This is a genomic window from Arthrobacter oryzae (assembly GCF_030718995.1).
GTDB classification, from domain to species: Bacteria; Actinomycetota; Actinomycetes; order Actinomycetales; family Micrococcaceae; genus Arthrobacter; species Arthrobacter oryzae_C.
Genome location: NZ_CP132204.1, coordinates 2,008,562 through 2,032,150, shown reverse-complemented (window position 1 = coordinate 2,032,150; position 23,589 = coordinate 2,008,562). Strand labels below are relative to the sequence as shown.

Genomic DNA, 23,589 nt, shown 5'->3' with positions numbered 1-23,589 from the left:
GTCCTGGCCCTATTTGGCAGGAGTCTGCGGTTCACCGCCAGTCACAATGGAAGGCGCGGTATCCGGCGTTCCGAGGGTCTCCCCGGCTCCGAAGCTGCCCAGCAGGGTCAATGAATCCGCCGAGGGCGATCCCGGCTTTGCGGAAAACACGCGGAGGACCTGATCCGGGTCGTCGGGCAGCACCAGGTTCTCAAAGTTCAGTTCCAGGTCGCCCACCACCGGATGGCGGAGCCTGAGGATGCCCGCGGAGGGCGCCGCCACACGATGCCCGGCCCACCATTGCCGGAAATGTTCGCTATGTACCGCCAGTTCGCCCACGAGTTGATTGGCCTGAGCATCGTTGGGGTGCCTGCCGACGTCCACGCGGAGGGCGCCCACGGCCTCCGCGGCCACGGCTTTCCAGTCGCGGAACAGCTCACGGGCAAACGGTTCAAGCATGAGCCAGCGGGTCAGGTTCCGCTCCCCTGCCGGCATGGCCGGGAAATCGGCAAACAGCAGGAAAGCCAGCCGGTTCCCTGCCAGGACATCGCTCCGGCGGCCCAGGACCAGCGCGGGAACATCGCCCACGGCGCCGAGGAGCTGGCGCAGCGCCGGGCGGACGCCCTGCGCCTGAAGCGGCGGCCGCTGGGATTCCGCGCAGTTTTCCAGCAGGTCCATCATGTGCGCCTGCTCGCTGGAATCCAGGCGCAAGGCCCGGGCCACGGAATCAAGGACCGCCCTGGACGGGTGAATGTTCCGGCCCTGCTCAAGGCGCGTGTAGTAGTCCGTGCTCACGTCCGCCAGCCGGGCTATTTCCTCGCGGCGCAGCCCGGGTACCCGCCGGGCACCGGAGGTTCCGGGCAGCCCGGCATCCTCCGGCTTCAACCGTGACCTCATGGCCTTCAGGAATTTTCCAAACTCGGCGCTCTGACCCATGCCTTCCATTGTGCATGGCCCCGGCCCCCCGTTCTACAACGAACGTAGGACTGCCGGTCCTAGGAAAAACAGGAACAGGCATCCCTGCTGACAGGGACCGGCACAGTGCATAGGCTCGATGCATAAGGTGCCCGAAAGCGGTTTCCCGCCATCACCGCGGCGCCTCCCGCACGCGCCTGCCCCACCGAGCCCTACGACCGGAAGTACTGACGATGTCACAGATGAACCAAGTCACCATCCCGCAGCTAACCCTCAACAACGGAGTCCAGATCCCACAGCTCGGCTTCGGCGTCTTCCAGGTGCCGCCGGAAGAAACGCAGCGCATTGTCGAAGACGCGCTCGAAGCCGGTTACCGCCACATCGACACCGCCGCCGCCTACCGCAACGAAGCTGGCGTGGGGGCCGCCATCGCCGCCTCCGGCATTCCGCGCGAGGACATCTTCATCACCACCAAGCTTCGCAACGGCGAACAGGGCAACGCCCACGAGGCCTTCCAGAACAGCCGCAAGGCACTAGGCGTCGAGTTCGTGGACCTTTACCTGATCCATTGGCCGGTCCCGTCCCAGGGCCTCTTCACCGAAGCCTGGAAAGCGATGGAGAAGCTCTACGCCAACAGCCAGATCCGTGCCATCGGCGTGTCCAACTTCCTCGCGGAACACCTTGAGACGCTCCTCCCCGCGGCGGACGTGGTCCCGGCCGTGAACCAGTTCGAAATCCACCCCACGTTCCAGCAGGAGGAACTAGCCGCCACATGCCGGGAACTCGGCATTGCGGTGGAGGCCTACAGCCCCCTGGGCCAGGGCGCGGACCTGAATGCAGCGGCCGTCAAGGACCTTGCCGGCCAATACGGCGCCACTCCCGCCCAGATCGTCCTGGCGTGGCACCTCGCCCAAGGCACCATCGTCATCCCCAAGTCAGCCGATTCGGCGCGCATGCGGGAGAACCTGGGTGCCGTCGCCGTCGAACTCTCCCCCGCCGAACTCAGCGAAATCACCGCCCTGGAGTCGGGCGCCCGCGCGGGCGCCGACCCCGCCGTCGCGGCCTTCAGCCAGCTCTAACCGAAAGGACCGTTCCTCATGCAGTACACCCACCTTGGCCGCTCCGGCCTGAACGTTTCCCGCCTGTGCCTGGGCACCATGAACTTCGGGCCCCAGACCGAAGAAACGGCCGCGCACTCCATCATGGACTCCGCCTTGGAATCCGGCATTAACTTCTTTGACACCGCCAACGTTTACGGCGGCACCGGCCACCGCGGCTGGACCGAGGAAATCATCGGCCGCTGGTTCGCCCAGGGCGGCGAACGCCGCGAACGCACGGTGCTGGCCACCAAGCTTTACGGCACCATGACGGACCGGCCCAACGAGTCCAAGCTGTCCGCCCTGAACATCAGGCGGGCGCTGGACGCCAGCCTCAAGCGCCTGCAGACGGACTACATCGACATCTACCAGTTCCACCACGTCGACCGGGACACACCGTGGGACGAGATCTGGCAGGCCATGGACGTGGCTGTCCAGCAGGGCAAGATCCTCTACGCGGGCAGCAGCAACTTTGCCGGCTGGCACATCGCCCAGGCGCAGGAATCCGCAGCCCGGCGCAACTTCACCGGCCTGGTCAGCGAGCAGTCCATCTACAACCTCCTCACCCGCAACCTGGAGCTGGAAGTCATCCCGGCCGCGCAGCAGTACGGCCTGGGGCTGATCCCGTGGTCGCCGTTGCACGGCGGCCTGCTGGGCGGCGTGCTGAAGAAAGAGCGCGACGGCGTCCGGCGCACCGAAGGGCGGGCGGCCGAAACACTAAAGAAGCACCAGGACCAGATCCGCCAGTACGAGGACCTCGCCGACGACCTCGGCCACGAACCCGGGGATGTTGCCCTCGCCTGGCTGCTGCACCAACCTGCGGTCACCGCACCGATCGTCGGTCCCCGCACGCAGGAGCAACTCGACGCCGCCGTCCGGGCCCTGGAGGTCAAACTCGACGCGGATGCCCTGAAGCGCCTCGATGACATCTTCCCCGGCCACCGCACCGCCCCGGAAGACTACGCCTGGTAAGCCTTCCTGCAACGTCGCCTTCCCGAAAGCTTCGGGGTGCGTCACCGCGAAAGAGTTGAAATGCCGAAAGACCGTGCCACTCGGCCACTGTGCAAACCGACTCCGATAGGAAAGACTCTTGAAATGGCACTTTCACCAGTGATTGAGCTCAATGACGGATACCGGATTCCCCAGATCGGACTGGGGACCTGGCCGTTGGACGACCAACAGGTGGCTGCCGCCGTCGTCGAAGCAGTTGAGGCCGGGTACCGGCACATCGACACTGCGGTGAAATACGGCAACGAAACGGGCGTGGGAAACGGCATCCGTTCCAGCGGCCTGGACCGGTCGGAGCTGTTCATCACCACCAAACTCGACGGCGAATTCCACGGTCAGGACAGGGCCGTGGCGGGGCTGGACGGGTCTCTCCAGCGCCTCGGACTGGACTACGTGGACCTGCTTTTGATCCATTGGCCACTCCCCGGCCGGGATGAATTCGTCTCCACCTGGAAGACTTTTGAGCGGCTTCAGGCTGCCGGCAAAGCCCGGTCAATCGGCGTCTCCAACTTCAAGCCGGCGCACCTGGAACGGCTGATGTCCGCAAGCGATGTTGTGCCCGCCGTGAACCAGATCCAGCTCAGTCCCGCCGTGACCCGGATCGTGGATGCCGCCTACAACCGGCGGCACGGAATTGCCACCGAGTCATATAGCCCGCTGGGCGCGGGCAACGACCTCCTGAACGCGCCAGTACTGGGAAGAATCGCCCAAAAGCATGGCAGGACCCCCGCCCAGATCGTGCTCCGCTGGCACGTAGAACAGGGCTTCGTTGTCATTCCCAAGTCGGCCCATCCGCAACGCATGAAAGAGAACCTGGACATCTTCAGCTTTGCCTTGGATGCGGACGACACAGCAGCCATCGCCACGCTGGATGGAGGTGACGAGTCCGGGGTTAATTCCGACGTTCAGGGCCACTGAAAATCGGCGATCCCAGGAATTCACAGGTGCGCCGACTGGCAGATTAATACTAAGCATGATTAGTATTGGGGTAGAAGGATGTAGCGTGCTCGGGATCCGGGCACCTCCTCAATGAAGAAGAAGGAACGATAAAATGGGTTTTTTCGCATTTCTGATTCTGGGTCTTATCGCCGGAGCAATCGCTAAGGCAATCCTCCCCGGCCGTCAGGGCGGTGGCATTTTCATCACCCTGCTCCTGGGCGTCGTAGGTGCTTTCCTCGGCGGCTGGATTGGCAGCCTGCTCTTCGGTGTCGGCATCAACGAGTTCTTCTCGCTGTCCACGTGGCTCCTGGCCATTGGCGGTGCGATCATCGTCCTGCTTGTTTACGGCATGATCACCAAGCGCACGGCCCGCTAAAGCGGAGTCCGGCCTGAGAAACGGCCCCGGGATATTTCCTGGGGCCGTTTTTTCATTCAAGGCCCCGCGGGCCCGCCCGAGTACGGAACCTTCTCACAGAGCAGGAGTACAACATGAAATCCAAACTTCTTTTCGGTACTGGCATGGCAGCGGGCTTCGTCCTGGGATCCAGGTCCGGCCGCGCCGCCTATGAAAAAATCAAGGCGAGGGCAGCTGCTCTCTGGGACAGCAAACCCGTCCAGGACAAAGTCACCGCAGCAACAGAGGCGGTCAAGGAAAAAGCACCTGAAGTCTCCGACCAGCTGACAGAGGCTGCCCGCCGCGCAGGCACAGTCATCAGTTCCGCGGTCCACCGGGACAAGTCAACGGACGGCAGCAAAGCAAGTACTGCCAAGAACGGCGTTTCCGCCACGGAAGGCGATCTGCCGGCCGGTGACTACGTTCCGTCCCACAGCACGCACCCGGAGACGGTTAACCTGGGCACTTCGGACAGCAGCGCCGCCAGCTCGACGTCAGGCACCGCCGCCAAGGGCGCCGCTCCGGACGTCACCAGCGATCCTGCGCTCGGTGACTCCACGGGCCAGGACTGGTCCGACGAGGGCGGAGCCACGCCTGCCGGCGCCGCTACCAATACCAACCCTGAGCGGACCTAAAACCCCGCAGGAGTCGCGCCGACCCGCCCGGACCACTGGTCCGGGCGGGTCGGCCTTTTTGTGCCGCGGTCCGGCAACGGTCCGGTCCGGCACCCGCAAGGGTCCAAAGCACCTTGTCCGAGCCAGTGCGGAATTCTAGAATGTGGGTGGCTAAGCAGTCAGCCGTTGATTCCCCGGGTCCGGAGTGAATTCATGAGCTATCGACGTGCGGCCTGCGTTCCCCCGCGATCCGCGGCGGGGCCCCTTCAGTGGCGGTGCCCATGAGCGGCTGGAACATGGATACGTCCGGCTCCACCGGCCACAATGCCGTGACCATCGTTGAAGGTTCGTCATTCTTTATCTCTGCCGGCAACGGGGACCTGGACCCCGGCCTGGCCCAGGGTGTCTTCTACCAGGACACCCGGATCGTCTCCCGGTGGAACCTGCTGGTAAACGACCACGTGGTGGAAGGGCTCATGGCGGTAAACCCGGAACCCTACCGGGCCGTTTTCACCGGGCGGGCGCCCCAGCCGGACGGGGCTGCCGACCGGCCGATGGTGATCGAGCGGGACCGGCAGGTGGGCGACGGCATCCGCGAAACCCTGACCGTGCGCAACTACTCCAACACTCCGGCGCCGTGCAGCATCAAACTGGCGGTGGAGGCCGACTTCGCGGACCTCTTCGAAGTCAAAGCCGGCCGCAAGACCCGGCAACTGCGCCCCTCCCACCGGGCCGAGGGCGACCGGCTGATCATCAGCGGCCGCCACAACGGCAGGCTGCTGGCTGCGACAGTCCGCGCCCCTGGAGCGGTGGTGAACCGCCACGGGGTGATGTTCAAAGTGACAATTCCCGCCAAGGGATCGTGGACCGCCACGATTGTGGTCACACCGAGTTCCGACGGCAACGAACCGGCGGGCAGGTTCTCGGCCAGCACTCCTCAACACGAATCGGTTCCCGCCCTCCGCCACCGGACCTGGCGCGCCGCGGCACCCCAGATCAGCATGGACAATCCAGCACTCGAAAGGACCCTCCGCCAGAGCCAACGCGATCTGGGCTCGCTGCGGATCGCTGACCCTGCCCATCCGGACCGCACCGTGATCGCCGCCGGCGCCCCCTGGTTCATGGCGCTGTTCGGCAGGGACTCCCTGCTGACCTCCTTCATGGCGCTTCCGGTGGATCCCGCGATCGCGCTGGGCACGTTGCAGACGCTCGCCGAGCACCAGGGCCAGAAAATCAACAAGATCACTGAAGAGGAGCCCGGACGGATCCTCCACGAGGTGCGCCTCGGTTCAGGCGCCGCCCTGTCGCTGGGCGGAGAAAAGACCTATTACGGTACTGCCGATGCCACACCGCTGTTCGTCACGCTCCTGGGCGAAATCAGCCGCTGGGGGCTGGAGCCCGAAGCGGTGCAGGAGCTGCTCCCCCATGCGGACCGCGCCTTGGACTGGGTGACCACCTACGGGGACCGTGACGGCGACGGATTCGTGGAATATGAGCGCGCCACCCGGCACGGCCTGATCAACCAGGGCTGGAAGGACTCTTACGACGGGATCAACTTCGCGGACGGCACCCTCGCCGAACCGCCCATCGCCCTGTGCGAGGTCCAGGGGTACGCCTACAGCGCCTATGTAGCCCGGGCGCTGCTGGCCCTGGACGCCGGCGACAATGCCCTGGCCCGCAGCTGGGGTGACCGCGCGGCCGCGCTGAAGGAGAATTTCAACCGCCGGTTCTGGCTGCCGCAACGAGGGTACTTCGCGGTGGCCCTGGACAAGGACAAACGGCCCGTGGACGCCTGCGCTTCCAACATGGGACATTGCCTGTGGTCAGGAATCGTGGACGATGACAAGGCACCCCTTGTGGCACAGCGCCTGATGGAACCGGACATGTTCTCGGGCTGGGGAATCCGCACACTTGCTACGACCATGGGCGCTTTCAACCCCGTGAGCTACCACAACGGCTCCGTGTGGCCCCATGACAACGCCTTGATTGCCGCCGGCCTGATGCGGTACGGCCTGATCGAGGAATCGCAGCGGGTCGCCATGGCCATCTTCGACGCCGCAGAGGCTTTCGGCGGCCGGCTCCCGGAACTGTTCTGCGGTTTCCCGCGCGAGGCGGGCCTGCCCCCGGTGTCCTACCCGTCGTCGTGCTCTCCGCAGGCCTGGGCCTCGGCCACGCCCATCCACCTCATCCGCGTCCTTCTTCGCTTTGATCCTTCCGCCCACAACGGCCGGCTCTGGCTGAGCCCCGCTTTCCCGGACGGGTTCGGCTACCTGAAGAAGGAACAGGTGCCGCTGGCCGGTTCCCGGCTCACCATCGAGGTGTCGGGCAATGACGCACACGTGACGGGGCTGCCACCGTCGATTGAACTGCATCTGGGGACGCAGGAACCCCTGGCGGACCTGATCCGGGTCCACCACGACCCTGGCCGGAAGGCCGGCTGATATAGGAGGCGCAATGCGTATTGGCATCCTGGCACCACCATGGATTCCCGTTCCCCCACCGAGCTACGGCGGGACGGAATCGGTGGTCCACACTCTTGCCGCGGGCCTCGTGGAGGCAGGGCACGATGTTGTGCTGGCCGCTTCGAGTGACAGCACCTGTCCAGTCCCACGGGTTCCCGGGCTCTCGGAGTCCTCCGAACTCAGCATGGACTCGGGACGGCAGGAGATCCTGCACGTGCTCCGTTCCTACGATGCCATGGGGGACGTGGACATCGTCCACGACCACACACTGCTCGGCCCCCTGTGCCGGCGGAGCATGCAGGACGTCCCCCGCGTCACCACGCTGCACGGGCCTTTCGACGACGAACTCACCCTGATCTACCGCGCCATGCGCCGGGAGACGGCACTGGTGGCCATCTCGCACCATCAGGCTTCCACCGCCCGCGGCGTCAAGGTGGACGCGGTCATCCACCACGGCCTGGACGTCCGCAGCGTCCGGTACAGCCCGACGCACAACGGCGGAGCGTGCTTCCTGGGGCGTATGCACCCCAACAAGGGCCTTCTGCAGGCCATTATGGTGGCGCGCCAGGCGGGCATTCCGCTGCGGATCGGGGCAAAGATGCGCGAACCGTTTGAGCTGGACTACTTCCATGACGTGATCGAACCGCTGCTTGGCCCGGACGTTGAATACCTCGGCGAGCTGGGGTCAGCGGAGAAGTACCGGCTGCTGGGCGAATCCGTGGCACTGCTGAACCCCATCCAGTGGCCGGAACCGTTCGGGATGGTGATGATCGAGGCCCTGGCCTCCGGCACCCCGGTAGTCGCCACACGCCGCGGTTCAGCCCCGGAAATCATCAGCGACGGCGAGACCGGGTTCCTGGCGGACAGCCTGCAGGGTCTGGCAGAGGCGCTGGAGGGCTGCAGCTGGTTGCGCCGCAGCGACTGCCGGCGGGCGGCCGAGCAGCGCTTCAGTTCCCAGCGGATGGTCCGGGAATACCTCCGGTTCTATACGGAACTCCTGTCCGGATCACCCCGGGCCGCGGAGGAGACAGCAGCTGCGGGCTTCTAGGCTGCCGTGCCAATCGCCACTGTGGCATCCAGCTCCGAGTCGCGCGCCAACCGGGAGGACAGTCCTGCCTCCCGCATCAGCCCGATGGTCCGCCGCGCCTGGCCGCGGCTTGTCTCGATCAGCACATGCCCGCCCCGTGCGAGCCAGGCCGGAGCCGCCGCAATGACCCTCCGCTGGATGTCCAGCCCGTCCGCGCCGCCGTCCAGGGACATTCGCGGCTCGTGCAGGCGGGCTTCCGGGGGCATGGTCCCGATGGCGGCCGTGGGGACATAGGGGGCATTGGCCACCAGGACGGTGATACGGCCCCGCAGCCTCGCCGGCAACGGCTCGAAGAGATCACCCTCATGGACGTGCCCGCCAGCCGGTTCGATGTTGCCTCTGGCGCACAGGACTGCGGCCGGGTCCAGGTCTGAGGCATGCAGCTCAATTCCGCCCCCGCGCGCCAAAAGGGCCGCGCCCACGGCACCGGAACCGCAGCACAGATCCACCACGGCGGGCGTGGTGCCGTCGGTGCGCCGCCCGCCGCCGGACGTCCCGCCGTCGCGCGTGGCACCGTGGAGCAGCAGCTCCGCCTGCCGGACGAGGAACTCGGTGCGGCGGCGGGGCACGAATACTCCTGTGGCCACGCCAATGCGAAGCCCGCAGAAGTCGGCCCAGCCAAGGATGTGTTCCAGGGGCAGACCGGCGGCACGCCGCTCGATCATTGCGTCCAGCTCGGCAGCGGAGCCGGCAACTCCGGCCAGCAGCCCTGCTTCCTCCTCGGCGAACACGCAGCCGGCGGCCCGGAGACGGCGGACTGCCTCTTCCGGGCTGGCGGAAATACGGGGTTCTGGCGGCAAGAGCAGGCTCCCTCAGCTGCAGTCGGTGGGTTTCATGCTACCGAATCCGGACCGATAGCAAGCAACCTTGGGATTCGCTGGAAAAAGTCGGTGCAAGCGCTTACAGTTGTGACTTGGCTCTCAATAGCCGGTCTCCCGCATCATCCTTCACAGCAGCAACGTCGCTTTCCGGAAGGTCTTCCTATCGTGTTTTTCCGCAGTTCACTCCCCAAGAATCCACCCTGCAGCCAGCCGGCCAGGGGCGTCGCCGCGGCGGTTGCGGTGCTGGTGGCCGCTGCCGCCCTGGCGGGCCCGGCCCATGCGGCGCCGGAGCCGAAAAACCCCGGCGCGCCGTCGGCCTCCCATTCGCTCCGTGCACCGGTGACGGACGAGAACTTCTACTTCGTCATGGCGGACCGTTTCAACAACGGGAGCAGCGCGAACGACGACGGCGGGCTGGGCGGGGACCCGATGGTCTCCGGCTTCGACCCCACCAAAAAGGGCTTCTACAACGGCGGCGACCTGAGAGGCCTGCTGGACAAGATCGACTACATCCAGGGCATGGGCACCACATCCATCTGGTTGACGCCCAGCTTCAAGAACAAAGCAGTCCAGCCGGAAGACAAGTCAGCCGGCTATCACGGCTACTGGGTCACAGATTTCACCCAGATCGACCCGCACCTGGGCACCAACGCCGAACTGAAGGCACTGATCGACGAGGCGCATTCACGCGGGATGAAGGTCTACTTCGACATCATCACCAACCACACCGCGGATGTGATCGGCTACGGGGAAGACCCCAAGGATGCCCGCAAGCCGTACGTCTCCAAGGACGCGGCGCCATACAAAACGGCGGCCGGCGAGGCGTTTGACGACCGCGACTACGCCGGAACGGACGGGTTCCCGGAACTGGATCCCGAGGAGTCCTTCCCCTACACGCCGGTCCTGGATGACAGTGAAAAGGACCTCAAGGTTCCCTCGTGGCTCAACGATTCCACGCTCTATCACAACCGCGGCGACACCACCTTCCAGGGTGAGGACTCCTTCTACGGGGACTTCTTCGGCCTGGACGACCTCTTCACCGAGCACCCCCGCGTGGTGGACGGCATGGCGGACGTGTATGAAACGTGGATTGGCGACTTCGGTGTGGACGGCTTCCGGATCGACACCATGAAGCACGTGAACGACGAGTTCTGGCAGGAGTTCGGCCCCCGGGTGCTGGACTACGCCAAGGAGCAGGGCAAGGACGAATTCTTCATGTTCGGCGAGGTCTTTGATACCTCCAAGAGCTTCACCTCGCAGTTCACCACCCGCAACAAGATGCAGGCTGTGCTGGACTTCCCGTTCCAGGATGCCGCCCGCAACTTCGCTTCCCGCAGCCAGGACGCTGACCAGCTCGAGGCGTTCTTCGCCGGTGACGACTGGTACACGGACGCCGACTCCAACGTGTACCAACTGCCCACCTTCCTGGGCAACCATGACATGGGCCGGATCGGCAGCTTCATAGCCGCGGACAACCCCGGCGCGGATGACGCCGAACGTGTTGCCCGCGACCGGCTTGCCCATGAGCTGATGTATTTCTCCCGCGGCAACCCGGTGGTGTACTACGGCGACGAGCAGGGCTTCACCGGTCCCGGCGGGGACCAGGATGCACGCCAGACGCTCTTCGCCAGCCAGGTCCCGGAATACCTGGACGATGACCTGCTGGGTACTGATGCCACCCACGCCACGGACAATTTCGACACCGGCCACCCGCTCTACAGCAAGATCAGCGAGCTCGCGGCGCTGACCGCCGAACACCCGGCCCTCCGCAACGGCGCCCACCAAAACCGGTATGCCGCCGAGGGCAAGGGGATCTACGCGTTCTCCCGGACCGACGCGAAGGACCAGCGCGAGTACGTCGTGGCAGTGAACAACAGCGGGACCGAGCAGACGGCCGCGGTGCCCACGTACATTGCCAAGCGCACTTTCACACGAATTTACGGCGGCACAGGTGACACCGGCGATTCCGCCGCCGAGGTCAAGACGGCCGACGACGGCAAGCTCAGCGTCACCGTCCCGCCGCTTTCCGCGGTGGTCTACGAATCGTCCGGGCGGATTCCGCACTCCAAGGCGGCTCCCGCCGTCGCACTTCAGGAGCCGGCCACGGCGGAAGGCGACAACGGCAGGATCCGGGTGGCGGCCGACGTCGACGGTTCCTCGTTCTACGAGGTCACCTTCCAGGCGCGGGCAGCGGGCGGAGACTGGGCGCCGATCGGCACGGACGACACCGCCCCGTACCAGGTGTTCCACGATGTCACGGAGCTGAACCCGGGCACTGCCGTGGAATACCGCGCGGTGGTCCTGGACAACGGCGGCCACACCTCCGCCAGCGCCGCCCGGAGCGGTACCGTTCCCGTCCCGGTCCTGGCCATGCAGAAACCGGCCGAGGGAAGCAGCGTGGACGGCACGGTGGAAGTCAGTGCCACGGCCAGCCCGGAGAAAGCTGACTACACGGTCAGCTTCGACCGCAGCGTTGACGGCGGCGGGTGGGCTCCGATCGGATCGGACAGTTCCTCGCCCGCGTACACGGTGTTTGACGACCTTGCGGCTCTTGGCCTCGCAGACGGCACCGAAGTCCGCTACCGGGCCACCATGTCAGTCCCGGGCGCCGACAATGTGGTGAGCGATATACGGACCGTGGTGGCCGGGGAGATCCCGCAGCCGGACTCCGTCACCGTGGCGGGCAGCCTGAATTCCGAGATGGGATGCGGGAAATGGGATCCGACCTGCGCGGCGGCTTCTATGACGCTGGACCCGGCGGACAAGGTCTGGCGGCTCACGGTGGACCAACTGCCGGCGGGCACGTATGAGTTCAAGGCCGCGCTCAACGGCAGCTGGGACGAGAACTATGGAGCAGGCGGTGCCCTGAACGGCGCGAACATCGTGCTGGAGCACCCGGGCGGTGCCGTGACGTTCCGCTACGACCACACCACGCATGTGCTGAGCCCGGTCTACGCGTCCCAGCAGCCCGGAGCTGTCGCGGCCGCGGGGAGCATGAACCTTGAGCAGGGGTGTCCGGAGAACTGGATGCCCGCCTGCGACCAGGCCCAGCTGGCGCTGGACCCCGCCGACCTGGTGTGGAAGCTGTCCGTTCCGAACCTTCCGGCCGGCACGTACGAGTTCAAGGCAGCCCTGGACCGGTCGTGGGCTGTGAGCTACGGCGCCGGGGGTTCGCCGAACGGCGCCAACATCAGCCTGGCGCACGACGGCCGCCCGCTCACCATCCGGTACGACCACTTCACGCACGTGATGACGGCGGAGTAGCTCCCTTCGTTGGACACAAAAGCAGCGCCGCCCTCTCCTGAGGACGGCGCTGCTTTTGTTTTTACTGCTCCGGGTCGCTGACGCGGCGGCGGCGCTTAGCTGAGCGTCGCGGTGTCGATCACAAAGCGGTACCGGACGTCGGAGGCCAGGACGCGCTCGTAGGCCTCGTTGATCTTCTCCGCCGGGATGACCTCGATCTCGGCACCCAGGTTGTGCTCGGCGCAGAAGTCGAGCATCTCCTGGGTCTCGCGGATGCCGCCGATCATGGAACCGGCGAACGAGCGGCGTCCCATGATGAGTGCGAACGCGTTGACCGGGAGGGGTTCGGCCGGGGCGCCGACGTTCACCAGGGCGCCGTCGAGGGTCAGCAGCTGCAAGTAGGAGCTGATGTCGATCGAGGCGCTGACGGTGTTGATGATCAGGTCGAAACTGCCAGCCAGATCGGCAAACGTGTTCTCGTCGCTGGTGGCGTAGTAGTGGTCCGCACCCAGTTTCAGTCCGTCTTCCTGCTTCTTGAGCGACTGGGACAGCACGGTGACCTCCGCGCCCATGGCGTGGGCGATCTTGACGGCCATGTGGCCGAGCCCGCCGAGGCCGACGACGGCGACCTTCTTGCCCGGGCCTGCACCCCAGTGGCGCAGCGGCGAGTAGGTGGTGATGCCGGCGCACAGCAGCGGGGCGGCGACGTCCAGCTCGATGCCTTCGGGAATCCGGACCACGAAGTCTTCGGTCACCACGACGTGGGTGGAGTAGCCGCCCTGGGTGATGGTGCCGTCGCGGTCAGTGGCGCCGTAGGTGCCGGTGTTGCCCTTGAGGCAGTACTGCTCCTCGCCCTTCTGGCAGTTGACGCACTCACGGCAGGAATTGACCATGCAGCCGACCCCGACGCGGTCGCCGACGGCGTGCTTGGTGACTGCGGCGCCGACTTCGGTGACGATGCCGGCGATTTCGTGACCAGGCGCCAGCGGGTAGTGCTGCGGTCCCCAGTCGCCGCGGACGGTGTGGATGTCCGAGTGGCAGATGCCGGCGAACTTGATCTCGATCAGCACATCGTGGGGGCCGACGTCGCGGCGTTCGATGGTGGTGGGGACCAGGTCTCCGTCAGCGGACGGGGCGGCGTAAGCGTTAGCGGTAAACAATGTTGTCTCCAATGTTGGGTGATCGTTGGATTCGTTGGGTGATGAGGTTCGGTAGGTGGTTGAACGTCAGTTTCAGGTACGGATGAGCACTTTGAGCGCTGTACGGTCTGCCATGGCGCGGTAGCCGGCGGGGACTTCATCGAGGGCCACAGTCTGGTCAAACACCTTGCCGGGCTGGATTGTTCCCGAGAGGATGTCCGGCATGAGTTCTTCGATGTAGGCCCGGGCCGGGGCCACGCCGCCCGTCAGGGTGATATTGCGCATCACGGTGCCGAAATTCATGGGCACATCGGTGTACTGGGCAGCTCCCACCCTACCAACGGCACCGCCGTCGCGCACGGCGGCGATCGCGGCGTTGATGGCGTCCTGGGTCCCGACGCACTCCAGCACGGCATGCGTCCCATCGCCGCCGGTGAGTTCACGGATCCGCGCGATTCCCTCCTCACCGCGTTCGGCGATGATATCCGTGGCGCCGAATTCGCGGCCCAGATCGGTCCGGTCCTTGTGCCGGCCCATGAGCAGGATCCTTTCAGCCCCCAGGCGCTTGGCGGCGATCACGGCGGACAGGCCCACCGCGCCGTCGCCAATCACCGTCACGGTGGTGCGCGGGTTCACTCGCGCCGTGACGGCGGCGTGGTGTCCGGTGCACAGGACGTCGGAGAGCGTCAGGAGGGAGGGCAGCAGCGGCGAGTCCTCCCCCACGGGCAGCTTTACCAGCGTGCCCTGCGCCTGCGGGACGCGGACTGCTTCGCCCTGGCCGCCGTCGAGGTTGTGGCCCCATCCGCCGCCGTGGCGGCAGGACGTCTGCAGGCCCTCCCGGCAGAAATCGCAGGTGTTGTCCGACCAGACGAACGGCGCCACCACGAGGTCGCCCCGTTTGAAGCCCCGGACCTCGGAGCCGAGGTCTTCTATGACGCCGAGGAATTCGTGCCCCATGCGCCGGCCCTGGTCCGACGCCGGGAGGGAGGCGTAGGGCCAGAGGTCGCTGCCGCACACGCAGGACAGGACAACCCGCACCACGGCGTCCGTGGGTTCCTTGAGGGCCGCGTCGGGCACGTTTTCCACGCGCACGTCGCCGGCACCGTACATGACTGTTGCTCGCATGAGGATCCTTTTCGAAGTTTATGGACTAGTGGGGCTGCCGGGCGACTTAGCCAGCGTGCGCCGTCGTCGGCTGTTCTGCGGGCTGTTCTGCCAGAACTGCCGTTCACCCGTGGTGGTGCTCCTTAGGAAGTTTTCGCTGCCTATCCAGCAAACCGCGTTCCCTCCGCGCGGGGAAGGTCCTGTTGGTACAGGTACTGGCAGGGCCTCCCTACAGCCGGGGACGGCTCCTAGTGTTGAACGGGTGGAATGCCGCCCCCGCAGGGGCGGGTAACCATCGATTGAGGAGAACTGTTGGAAATCCAGCCCAAAACGCCAAGCAACAAAGGACCGGCGGAGATGTTCACCGGCGACGTCTGGTTCGACGTCATCGCCAAGGGCGAGGCATCCTCGCAACTGCGCGTGAACATGGTCCGCTTCGCCCCGGGCGCCCGCACCGCGTGGCACTCGCACGTGAACGGCCAGACCCTGCATGTCACAGAAGGCCGCGGCCTGGTCCAGGCCCGCGGCGGCGAGGTGATCGAGATCCGTCCGGGCGACACCATCTACACGCCGCCGGGTGAAGAGCACTGGCACGGCGCCGCCGCTGACCACTTCATGTGCCACCTCGCCATGTGGGAAGGCCTGGGCGAAGACCAGGACGGCCCGGAAACTGCGTGGGGCGCACACGTGACCGGCGAGGAATACGGCGCGAAGTAGGCGGCGCGAAGTACACGGCCTGTGCGCGGGCCAGCATTATTGTCTGACCCCCGCGGCAGACTTATCCCATGGAAGTTATGGGGGAACTTGCAGCAGGAGGGGCGTTGCGATGGGCCACACTGCCCGCCGCTCCTGCGGTTCCGCCCGCGTCCCTCCGCGGTTTGTGGAGTGTCCCCTCCGGGCCGCGGCCTTCTCAGTCGTTGGCGTCCGACGGCGGCGGGTCCGGTGATCTCGCCCGGATCCTTGCGCTGATGGGCGCTTTGAGTTCGACGGCGGTCGACGACACTGCGGTAATGGGCTTCCGGGAGGCGGCTGACTTTTCGGCAAACGTCGAGGAGATCAGCCGGCAAATGGACTATCTGCAGGTGGTTGCGGCCCGGGCCGTGGACCGGACCAGGCGCGAGGCCAGTGCTGCTGCACGGGCTGGCTCGGGCTCCGGTGCCGCGGTTGGCTGGGCCACCGGGTGGGGCGAAGCAACAGCCGCCCACGGGCCCATTGGCTGGGCCTCCAGCCAAACCGGTGGCACCGGGTGTGATCCGGCTACCGAGACGCCCGCGGGAATTGAAACTCAAGAAACCCGGGCCCCGGACCCGGCGGACGACGGGCGCCGGAACTCCGCCGATTTCCTCCGTGCCCGGCTTCGGATAGGCACCGCCGAAGCACGACGCCGGCTCGCCCTGGCGGACTCTCTGCTCCCGAGGACCGGGATCACCGGGCACACCGAACCGCCGGAACGGCCCGAACTCGCCGCCGCCGTGGCCGCGGGGACCGTTGCGTCCCGCGCCGCGAGCATCATCTCCCTGGCGTTGGACCGGGTCCGCCATCATGCCCCCGAAGACGCGGTGGCCCGGATGGAACACAACCTCACCAGCACCGCAGCGGAACACGACACCGATTTCCTCTCCCGTATCGCCCGGCGCTGGGTCGACGGGCTCGACCAGGACGGGTCCGAACCGTCCGAGGAAGAACTCCGGCGCCGCCAGGGCGTCTTCCTCCGTCAGCCCCGCCGCGGGCTCCAGCACTTTGAAGTCTTCGCCACCCCGGACCAGTTCGAGCCCCTCCTGACCGCGATGAACACCGCCACCAACCCCCGCACCCGCCCTGGCGACACGGACACCACTTCAGCCGATGCCCTGGACCTGCGGACCAGGCCGCAGCGGCTCCTCGACGGCCTCGTCGGCGCCTCCAAAGCAGGCCTCAGCACCGGAGACCTGCCCGCTTCCGGCGGGCTGCGGCCACAGGTCATGGTCACCATCGACTACCGCGACCTGTTGGAACGGTTGGACCGCGTGGACGGGCTGGACAGTGTGGAATCAGGCACCGGGACGTTCACGTTCACCGGACCCGTCACCGCCGCCACCGTCCGGAAGATCGCCTGCGACGCGGACATCATCCCCGTCCTCCTCGGCAGCCAAGGCCGCGTCCTGGACATCGGCCGCACCACCCGGGTGTTCCCACCCCACATCCGCAAAGCCATCACCGCCCGCGACCAAGGCTGCGCCTTCCCAAGCTGCACCATCCCGGCCCCCTGGTGCGAAGCCCACCACATCACCTACTGGTCACACGGCGGAGCCACAAGCACCGACAACGGCACCCTGCTCTGCAGCCATCACCACCACCTGATCCACAAAGAACAATGGCACATCCAAGTCAAAACCGGGGTCCCGTGGTTCATCCCGCCACCCCACATCGACCCACACCGAAAACCTCGGCGGAACCACTACTTCCGGTGCTGAATGGCGGTTCTTTCCAGGCTCTGTTGAGCACCAACCGGCCGGCCACCACTAGCCAACTTGACCGGCCGGGCGGTGGGGACCGGGCTGAACGCCACCCCGTTGTGAAGCCCGGTATGCCGAGGGACTGCTGCCGTACGCGCGGGTGAATGCAGTGCTGAAGGTGAAGGCGTTGCTGTACCCCACCCGGGCAGCAATCACGGCCAGTGTGTCAGCGCTGGTCGAGAGGCGGTCGGCAGCCAAAGCCAGGCGCCACGCCGCAAGGTACGTCATGGGTGGCTGTCCCACACTGCTGCGGAACCGTGCGGCCAGCGTGGCCCGGGAAACGTGGACTCGCCTGCCCAGTTCAGCAACAGTCCATGGGGCCGCGGGCTCCCGGTGCAGCAGGGAAAGCGCCTCGGCGACGATCGGGTCGCGGTTGCCGGATACCCAGCCGGGCACTGCGGTCCCGGGGCGTGCGGCCCAGGCGCGCACCAGGTGGAGGAGCAGCAGGTCCAGAACCCTGTCCAGGGCGGTCTGCTGGCCGAGGCCCTGAAGCGTGAGTTCCCGGTGCAACATTTCCAGCAGCGCCGGATCCACCTCCTCCGTAGTGAACGCGACCAGCCGGGGCAGCGCCGCGGTGACGAGCCGGCCTACCGCGGCATCGCTCTGGTAGGTACCAATCAGCATCACCGTCTCAGCGTCTTCCCGATCGCCCCAGGTCCGGACACCGTGCCGCATGGTGACCTCCACATGGTCACCGGACGGCGTTTGGCAGGATTGGTCCGGACCGATCACAACAGTGGGTGAACGGTCGGGCGAATCGGCCACGAGGTAGCGGTCCGGTCCCCTGACCGTGGCGGCCTCGCCGGGGTTCACAGACTGCGTTTCGCCGCCGGCTGCAACCCAGGCTGTCCCCCGCACAGGGACTATCACCGTCAGCGCGGCCCTGTCACGGACGTCGATGGCAAACGGCGGATTCAGCGCGACCCGAAGGGTGAAAGCCTGCCGCGCCTGGGGACCGGCAAGGAACTCCGTCATAGGATCCATGCCCTGAGCCTAGACGATCAAAGATGCTAAGTGGACGCTTAGCTATTCATCGTCCAGCCGCAAGCCGGAAGGCTGAGGTTATGACGATCATGAATTCATTTTCCAAGCCCACGCCCAAGGCCTGCCCGTGAATGCGTGGCTTCCGGTGGTTGCCGGGACGGGTTCCGCCCTGGCGGGCGGTTTTTACTTTGCCTTTTCGGCCGTGGTGATGCCGGCGCTGCGTCAGCGGCCCGCAGCTGAGGCAGCGGCCGCGATGGCTGCGATCAACGAGCGGGCGGTCACGCCGCCGTTCATGATCCTCTTCTTCGGGACGGCGGCCGCCTGCGGGGCCAACATCATCGCCGCGGCAGCCGATCCCCAGCATTACACTCCCCTGAGGGTGGCCGGATCCGTGGCGTACCTGACCGGCTGGGCCGTGACCATGGCAGTGAACGTCCCCCTCAACAACAGGCTTGCCGGCACAGAGCCCCGGGGGATGGAGGCCATGTGGGGCGTGTTTGAACAGCCATGGACCCGGGCAAACCATGTCCGCGCCGCCCTGTCCGTCGCCGGCGCACTCGGACTGATGGTGCCGGTGTTGGTTGACCCCGTGCACTAGCTCAGGCAGAGGCAGAACGGGTGGCCTGCCGGGTCCAGGAAGACGCGGAAGGTGACGCCGGGCTGCGTCTCCGCTTTGGTGGCGCCCAGCTTGATAGCCTCTTTTTCGCCGTCGTCCAGGTCATTCACCACGAGGTCCATATGCATCTGCTGCGGCCGGGACTGTCCGGGCCATTCGGGCGCCTGGTAGCCGTCCACCTGCTGGAAGGCGATGCAGTTGCTGCCGTCGTCGGGCCGGATCTCGGTCCAGCCGTCGTCGACCTTGATGTTCCAGCCAAGCAGGGCGGCGTAAAAGCCCGCGAGGGCGTCGGCGTCGGGGCAGTCAATGACAAAGCTTGGGAAGCGTGCGATAGCCATAGCGGCATGCTACCCGCCCGCCGTCGGGCCTGTCCTTAAAGCGCACGGATCCCGTCCAGGCCACGGCAAGGGCGGTTTCCCCAAACCTCGGATTCAAGGCCGAGGTCAGTTCCGGGGTGCGGCATCTGGCGCAGGCGGGACCGTTTTAGGAAAGAGGCTGGAGAAATAGGACACAGAAAGTTTTCTTAATTCCGGCAATCATCGGTATTGTTTCGTGGTTAGGCCAGCCTAAGTACGAACTTGAGGACCACCATGATTCCTGCCCAACCCCTTGCGAGCCCTGACGCAGGACCGGACCGTGGCCTGGCGACCTTCGCTGCCAGGCTCGCCCGGCACGGCGATCTCCCCGCTGTGCTAACGGACACGGACTCCCTCTCCTACCGGGAACTGGCCGAGCGCGTCGATGCGACGGCCGCGCTCTTGGGTCCGGTGCGGCGCCTGGTGCTGCTCGCGGCCCGGAACGACCTGGATTCGCTGGTCGCGTACCTGGCAGCCCTGTCCTCGGGCCACCCGCTGATCCTCGTTCCGGCGGACAAACCGGGCTCCATCGAGTCGATCATGGCGGCATACAGTCCGGATGTGATCGTCCGGTCCGGCGGGGGCAGTGGGCCGGCCGTCGAGGAACTGCGGCCGGGCACACTGCACCAGCTCCACCCGGACCTCGCACTGCTCCTGAGCACCTCGGGATCCACCGGCTCACCGAAACTTGTGCGCCTCTCCCACACCAACCTGCAGTCGAACGCGGAGTCCATTGCCGAATACCTGGGTATCCGTTCGGAGGACCGCGCGGCCACGACCCTTCCGATGTCCTACTGCTACGGGCTGTCCGTCATCAACAGCCACCTGGCACGCGGTGCCGCGCTGGTGCTCACGGACCTGTCCGTCGTCGACCCGTGCTTCTGGGACCTTTTCGCCGCCCGCGGCGCGACGTCCTTTGCAGCAGTCCCCTACACCTTTGAGCTCTTGGACCGCGTCGGGTTTAACGGGATGGATTTGCCGCACCTGCGGTATGTGACGCAGGCCGGCGGAAGGCTTGCCCCTGAGCAGGTGCGCGAATTCTCGCGGCTGGGCCGGCGGCGGGGCTGGGACCTGTTTGTTATGTACGGCGCCACTGAAGCAACGGCCCGGATGGCGTACCTGCCTCCGGAACTGGCAGAAACCACGCCCGAAACCATCGGCATCCCCGTGCCGGGCGGCGCCTTCCGGATAGACCCGGTTCCGGGCCTGGAGGACGGCGAGCTCGTGTACACCGGCCCGAACGTGATGCTCGGCTATGCCGAGAGCCCGGAGGACCTCTCCGCGGGCCGGACAGTCACCGAACTCCGGACGGGCGACCTGGCCCGGCAGCATCCCACCGGCATTTACGAAATCGTGGGACGGCGGAGCCGGTTCGTCAAGGTGGTCGGACTGCGGGTGGATCTGGGGCAGGTGGAACGGATCCTCGACGGGCTCGGCGTTTCCGGGGCCTGCACGGGGTCCGACGACGGCCTGGTGGTCGCCGTGGAAGGTGACCACGATGAACGGCTGCTGGGCAAGGTCCTCGCGCAGAGCGTGGGCCTGCCACGCACGTCCGTGGATGTCCACGCCGTGGAGGGCCTGCCCCGGCTGGGGAGCGGAAAGGTGGACTATCCCGCCATCCTGGAGCTCGCCGCCGAGCGGGCCGCCCCCGCACCCGCAGAGGATGCGGCCGCTTCCCTGCCCGCCGAAGGACCCGGGGACGTCCGGAGGATCTTCGCGGAACAGCTGGAGAACGACGACGTCACGGACGACAGCACGTTCGTCACCCTTGGCGGGGACTCGCTGTCCTACGTGGCCGTCTCCGTCCGGCTGGAAAAGGCCCTTGGCAACCTCCCGCCCGACTGGCATGTCCGCACGGTCCGCGACCTCATGAACCCCGGCACGCCCCCGCGGCAGCGTCGGGGGCGGTTCTTCGCCCCGCTCGAGACGGGGATCGTGCTGAGGGCCCTGGCGATCGTGTTCATCGTCAGCACCCACGTTGGCCTTTTCAGCTGGCAGGGCACCGCGCATGTGCTGATGGCCGTTGCCGGGTTCAACTTTGCCCGCTTCCAGCTCGCCGGAGAACGGCTGCCCCGCCTTCGCCGCCAGCTGCGCAGCCTCGGCCGGGTGGTTGTCCCCAGCGTCGTCTTCATCGGCGTTGCCTACCTGCTCACCGACCGGTACAGCATCGCCAACGTCCTGCTCCTCAACGCCATCATCGGCCCGGAAGAGGTGACCACGCAGTGGCACTTCTGGTTTGTGGAAGTGCTGGTTTACATCCTTGCTGCGGCAGCCGCCTTGCTGGCCGTTCCCTGGGCGGACCGCGCGGAGCGGCGCTTTCCATGGGCTTTCCCCCTGGTGCTGACCGGGGTGGGGCTGCTGGAACGCTTTGAACTGGTGGACCCCGAGGTGCCCAACACCGGGCCGGTACTGTGGCTGTTCGCACTCGGCTGGGCAGTGGCGCGTTCGCGCGGGCTCCCTCAGCGGCTCGCCGTCACGGCACTCACGGTCCTCACGGTCCCGGGCTTCTTCGACAACCCGAACCGTGAGGCGACCCTCGTTGCCGGCGTCCTCCTGCTCATCTGGCTCCCCAGCATCCCCGTCCCTGCCCGCCTCCACCGCTTTGTGGGCCTCCTGGCCGCATCCTCGCTGTACGCCTACCTCGCACACTGGCTGGTTTACCCGCTGCTGGTCGGCGTCAGCCCTGCTTTGGCGGTGGCCGCCTCGCTTGCCGCCGGAGTGGCCTACTGGGCGCTCTCAATGCGCGTGATGGCGGCCCTGCGCCGCTGGAAGAGGGCCCGGCCCGGGAAGAGCCGGGTCAACGGCCCTATGCCGGCGCCTGGCCGGGGGCAAGGTTCCGGGTGGCGGGGCCCTGGATCACGGTGCCATCGGTGCTGAACCGGGAGCCGTGGCACGGGCAGTCCCAGGTCACGTCGGCGGCGTTGAACTCCACAGTGCAGCCCAGGTGCGTGCAGACGGCCGAGACTGCGCTGACGTTTCCCGCCGGGCCGACGTAGACGGCGGTCTTCGCCCCGTCCACGTCCACCACGCTTCCTGAACCCCGGACGAGGTCGGACCTGATCGGAACATCCGGCCCGGGGGACGGCGCCGTGAAGTCCTCGGCAGCGGCCGGCGTCACGGCTGGGACTGGTACAGCCCGCGTGCTGTCGAACAGGGCCGCCCACGGGTTGCCCGTGCCGCACAGCGTGTCCCGGAGGATCAGGGCCGCGGCCGTTCCGTTGGTCAGCCCCCACTTGCGCAGCCCGGTGATCACGTGGACGTGCCGGAAGTCCGGCGACAAGCGTCCGACGTAGGGCAGCCCGTCCGCGGGCATGGCGTCCTGCGTGGACCAGCGGAAGGCGATCTCCCCGGCACTTAGGCGGTCCCGGGCAAATCCGCCGAGCCGCCGGTACCGCTCCGCGGAGTCGGTGCGGTCCGACGCGGGGTGGCCTTCGCCGCCCACCAGGACATAGCTTGTGCCGTCGAGGTCAAACGTCAGGATGGAGCGCATCGGTTCGTCCGCACTGAGGAACGTGGCGTCCAGCGGGGGCAGACCGGAACAGGCGGCAACGATATACGAGCGGTGCAGGTAGCACCGTTCGTCGAAGGTTCCGTTGTCCCCGAACGGCACGTTCGTCGCCACAATGACCTCGCGGGCCCGGACCGAGCCCCGCTCCGTGTCCACCACTGCCGGTGGCCCGTCGCGGAACGCAGTCGCAGGGGACTCCTCGAAGACGAAGCTGCCACCCCCGTCCACCGCGCGGGCCAGCCCCTGCACGTATTTGAGCGCGTGGATCTGCGCCTGGTTGTCGAACCGGACGGCCCCCTTGACCGCGAAGGGCAGCGGGACGTCGGTGGTGAAGGACGCCGGAAGCCCCAGCCTGGCTGCGAGCGCCGCTTCCTCCCGGACCAGGGCGAGCGTGCGTTCCGATTCGGCGTACGTGTAGTTGGAGACCCGCCGGAAGCCGCAGTCGATTCCTTCGTCCGCCACCGTGCCTGCAACGTGCCCAATGGCGGCTTCGTTGGCCTGTCCGTAGAGGCGGGCTGCCTCCGTGCCGTGCCGTCCGGCAAGTTCCGTGAAGGCCAGCCGGTGCAGGGACGTGACTTTGCCGGTGGTGTTCCCGGTGACTCCGGTGCCCACACGGGCCGCTTCCAGCACTGCCACCGTCAGCCCGGCCCGCTTGAGGGCCAGCGCCGCGGTCAAGCCTGCAATGCCGCCGCCGATCACGGCCACGTCCACGTCGATGGTTTCCCCGAGGGCGGCGTAGCCCGTGGATGCACTCGTAACCGCCCAGAGGGAGGCGAACTGGCCTGCGGGCTGCTCACTCACGGTATCCGCCTCCCCCTCCACCCCCGG

At 66.7% G+C, this 23,589-nt stretch carries 19 protein-coding genes; 12 read left to right on the top strand and 7 right to left on the bottom strand.

Annotation, left to right across the window (positions count from 1 at the left end; all coding sequences use genetic code 11):
• Positions 1 to 9 precede the first annotated feature (9 nt).
• Positions 10 to 915, bottom strand: coding sequence for a helix-turn-helix transcriptional regulator (locus Q8Z05_RS09405; RefSeq protein WP_305943196.1), 906 nt, complete (start codon positions 913 to 915; stop codon positions 10 to 12).
• 212 nt (positions 916 to 1,127) lie between these two features.
• On the opposite strand from Q8Z05_RS09405, the gene Q8Z05_RS09400 reads away from it, so the two are divergent.
• The 7 genes from Q8Z05_RS09400 (at position 1,128) to Q8Z05_RS09370 (ending at position 8,456) form a co-directional block, all read left to right on the top strand.
• Positions 1,128 to 1,973, top strand: a complete 846-nt coding sequence (locus Q8Z05_RS09400; protein WP_305943195.1) for an aldo/keto reductase — start codon at positions 1,128 to 1,130, stop codon at positions 1,971 to 1,973.
• An 18-nt stretch (positions 1,974 to 1,991) separates the two neighbouring features.
• Positions 1,992 to 2,963: an aldo/keto reductase gene (locus tag Q8Z05_RS09395; RefSeq protein WP_305943194.1), complete on the top strand. Its 972-nt coding sequence runs from the start codon at positions 1,992 to 1,994 to the stop codon at positions 2,961 to 2,963.
• Between the two features lie 123 nt (positions 2,964 to 3,086).
• A complete protein-coding gene (locus Q8Z05_RS09390) occupies positions 3,087 to 3,917 on the top strand; it encodes an aldo/keto reductase (RefSeq protein ID WP_305943193.1) in 831 nt (276 codons plus the stop codon).
• Between the two features lie 133 nt (positions 3,918 to 4,050).
• The gene (locus Q8Z05_RS09385; protein WP_011690132.1) at positions 4,051 to 4,314 is read left to right on the top strand and encodes a GlsB/YeaQ/YmgE family stress response membrane protein; all 264 of its coding nucleotides are present in this window, start codon (positions 4,051 to 4,053) and stop codon (positions 4,312 to 4,314) included.
• A 113-nt stretch (positions 4,315 to 4,427) separates the two neighbouring features.
• The gene (locus Q8Z05_RS09380; RefSeq protein ID WP_305943192.1) at positions 4,428 to 4,967 is read left to right on the top strand and encodes a hypothetical protein; all 540 of its coding nucleotides are present in this window, start codon (positions 4,428 to 4,430) and stop codon (positions 4,965 to 4,967) included.
• A gap of 260 nt (positions 4,968 to 5,227) precedes the next feature.
• The gene (locus tag Q8Z05_RS09375) at positions 5,228 to 7,387 is read left to right on the top strand and encodes an amylo-alpha-1,6-glucosidase (RefSeq protein ID WP_305943191.1); all 2,160 of its coding nucleotides are present in this window, start codon (positions 5,228 to 5,230) and stop codon (positions 7,385 to 7,387) included.
• Positions 7,388 to 7,400: 13 nt separating this feature from the next.
• Positions 7,401 to 8,456 carry a glycosyltransferase family 4 protein gene (locus tag Q8Z05_RS09370; protein WP_305943190.1) on the top strand — a complete coding sequence of 352 codons (1,056 nt, stop codon included), beginning with the start codon at positions 7,401 to 7,403 and terminating at the stop codon, positions 8,454 to 8,456.
• On the opposite strand, the gene Q8Z05_RS09365 is transcribed toward Q8Z05_RS09370, so the two are convergent.
• On the bottom strand, positions 8,453 to 9,295 hold the full coding sequence (locus Q8Z05_RS09365; RefSeq protein WP_305943189.1) for a putative protein N(5)-glutamine methyltransferase: 843 nt from the start codon (positions 9,293 to 9,295) through the stop codon (positions 8,453 to 8,455). The two genes, Q8Z05_RS09370 and Q8Z05_RS09365, sit on opposite strands and share 4 nt — an antisense overlap.
• Positions 9,296 to 9,481: 186 nt before the next feature.
• On the opposite strand from Q8Z05_RS09365, the gene Q8Z05_RS09360 reads away from it, so the two are divergent.
• The gene (locus Q8Z05_RS09360; protein ID WP_371745951.1) at positions 9,482 to 12,580 is read left to right on the top strand and encodes an alpha-amylase family glycosyl hydrolase; all 3,099 of its coding nucleotides are present in this window, start codon (positions 9,482 to 9,484) and stop codon (positions 12,578 to 12,580) included.
• A 95-nt stretch (positions 12,581 to 12,675) separates the two neighbouring features.
• On the opposite strand, the gene Q8Z05_RS09355 is transcribed toward Q8Z05_RS09360, so the two are convergent.
• Positions 12,676 to 13,719: an NAD(P)-dependent alcohol dehydrogenase gene (locus Q8Z05_RS09355; RefSeq protein WP_305943188.1), complete on the bottom strand. Its 1,044-nt coding sequence runs from the start codon at positions 13,717 to 13,719 to the stop codon at positions 12,676 to 12,678.
• A gap of 72 nt (positions 13,720 to 13,791) precedes the next feature.
• Positions 13,792 to 14,823 carry a zinc-binding dehydrogenase gene (locus Q8Z05_RS09350; RefSeq protein ID WP_305943187.1) on the bottom strand — a complete coding sequence of 344 codons (1,032 nt, stop codon included), beginning with the start codon at positions 14,821 to 14,823 and terminating at the stop codon, positions 13,792 to 13,794.
• A gap of 291 nt (positions 14,824 to 15,114) precedes the next feature.
• Here Q8Z05_RS09350 and Q8Z05_RS09345 point away from each other — a divergent pair, with 291 nt between their 5' ends.
• The gene (locus Q8Z05_RS09345) at positions 15,115 to 15,519 is read left to right on the top strand and encodes a (R)-mandelonitrile lyase (protein WP_305943186.1); all 405 of its coding nucleotides are present in this window, start codon (positions 15,115 to 15,117) and stop codon (positions 15,517 to 15,519) included.
• 68 nt (positions 15,520 to 15,587) lie between these two features.
• Positions 15,588 to 17,255: an HNH endonuclease signature motif containing protein gene (locus Q8Z05_RS09340; protein WP_305943185.1), complete on the top strand. Its 1,668-nt coding sequence runs from the start codon at positions 15,588 to 15,590 to the stop codon at positions 17,253 to 17,255.
• A gap of 48 nt (positions 17,256 to 17,303) precedes the next feature.
• Here Q8Z05_RS09340 and Q8Z05_RS09335 read toward each other — a convergent pair whose 3' ends face one another.
• On the bottom strand, positions 17,304 to 18,281 hold the full coding sequence (locus Q8Z05_RS09335) for an AraC family transcriptional regulator (RefSeq protein WP_305943184.1): 978 nt from the start codon (positions 18,279 to 18,281) through the stop codon (positions 17,304 to 17,306).
• Between the two features lie 127 nt (positions 18,282 to 18,408).
• Between Q8Z05_RS09335 and Q8Z05_RS09330 the strand changes: the two genes are divergently transcribed.
• The gene (locus Q8Z05_RS09330) at positions 18,409 to 18,879 is read left to right on the top strand and encodes an anthrone oxygenase family protein (protein WP_305943183.1); all 471 of its coding nucleotides are present in this window, start codon (positions 18,409 to 18,411) and stop codon (positions 18,877 to 18,879) included.
• Here Q8Z05_RS09330 and Q8Z05_RS09325 read toward each other — a convergent pair.
• A complete protein-coding gene (locus tag Q8Z05_RS09325) occupies positions 18,876 to 19,235 on the bottom strand; it encodes a VOC family protein (protein ID WP_305943182.1) in 360 nt (119 codons plus the stop codon). The genes Q8Z05_RS09330 and Q8Z05_RS09325 overlap by 4 nt on opposite strands.
• A 252-nt stretch (positions 19,236 to 19,487) precedes the next feature.
• Between Q8Z05_RS09325 and Q8Z05_RS09320 the strand changes: the two genes are divergently transcribed.
• Positions 19,488 to 22,130 (top strand): non-ribosomal peptide synthetase, encoded by a 2,643-nt coding sequence (locus Q8Z05_RS09320; protein WP_305943181.1) that lies wholly within the window; start codon positions 19,488 to 19,490, stop codon positions 22,128 to 22,130.
• Here Q8Z05_RS09320 and Q8Z05_RS09315 read toward each other — a convergent pair.
• A complete protein-coding gene (locus Q8Z05_RS09315) occupies positions 22,060 to 23,562 on the bottom strand; it encodes an FAD-dependent oxidoreductase (protein ID WP_305943180.1) in 1,503 nt (500 codons plus the stop codon). The two genes, Q8Z05_RS09320 and Q8Z05_RS09315, sit on opposite strands and share 71 nt — an antisense overlap.
• Positions 23,563 to 23,589: the final 27 nt, after the last annotated feature.

Coding starts and splice junctions, on each gene's coding strand:
- Q8Z05_RS09325 (WP_305943182.1), bottom strand. CDS start 19,235: ATGGCTATCGCACGCTTCCCAAGCTTTGTCATTGACTGCCCCGACGCC.
- Q8Z05_RS09385 (WP_011690132.1), top strand. CDS start 4,051: ATGGGTTTTTTCGCATTTCTGATTCTGGGTCTTATCGCCGGAGCAATC.
- Q8Z05_RS09395 (WP_305943194.1), top strand. CDS start 1,992: ATGCAGTACACCCACCTTGGCCGCTCCGGCCTGAACGTTTCCCGCCTG.
- Q8Z05_RS09380 (WP_305943192.1), top strand. CDS start 4,428: ATGAAATCCAAACTTCTTTTCGGTACTGGCATGGCAGCGGGCTTCGTC.
- Q8Z05_RS09350 (WP_305943187.1), bottom strand. CDS start 14,823: ATGCGAGCAACAGTCATGTACGGTGCCGGCGACGTGCGCGTGGAAAAC.
- Q8Z05_RS09405 (WP_305943196.1), bottom strand. CDS start 915: ATGGGTCAGAGCGCCGAGTTTGGAAAATTCCTGAAGGCCATGAGGTCA.
- Q8Z05_RS09390 (WP_305943193.1), top strand. CDS start 3,087: ATGGCACTTTCACCAGTGATTGAGCTCAATGACGGATACCGGATTCCC.
- Q8Z05_RS09320 (WP_305943181.1), top strand. CDS start 19,488: ATGATTCCTGCCCAACCCCTTGCGAGCCCTGACGCAGGACCGGACCGT.
- Q8Z05_RS09400 (WP_305943195.1), top strand. CDS start 1,128: ATGTCACAGATGAACCAAGTCACCATCCCGCAGCTAACCCTCAACAAC.
- Q8Z05_RS09335 (WP_305943184.1), bottom strand. CDS start 18,281: ATGGATCCTATGACGGAGTTCCTTGCCGGTCCCCAGGCGCGGCAGGCT.
- Q8Z05_RS09375 (WP_305943191.1), top strand. CDS start 5,228: ATGAGCGGCTGGAACATGGATACGTCCGGCTCCACCGGCCACAATGCC.
- Q8Z05_RS09370 (WP_305943190.1), top strand. CDS start 7,401: ATGCGTATTGGCATCCTGGCACCACCATGGATTCCCGTTCCCCCACCG.
- Q8Z05_RS09340 (WP_305943185.1), top strand. CDS start 15,588: ATGGAAGTTATGGGGGAACTTGCAGCAGGAGGGGCGTTGCGATGGGCC.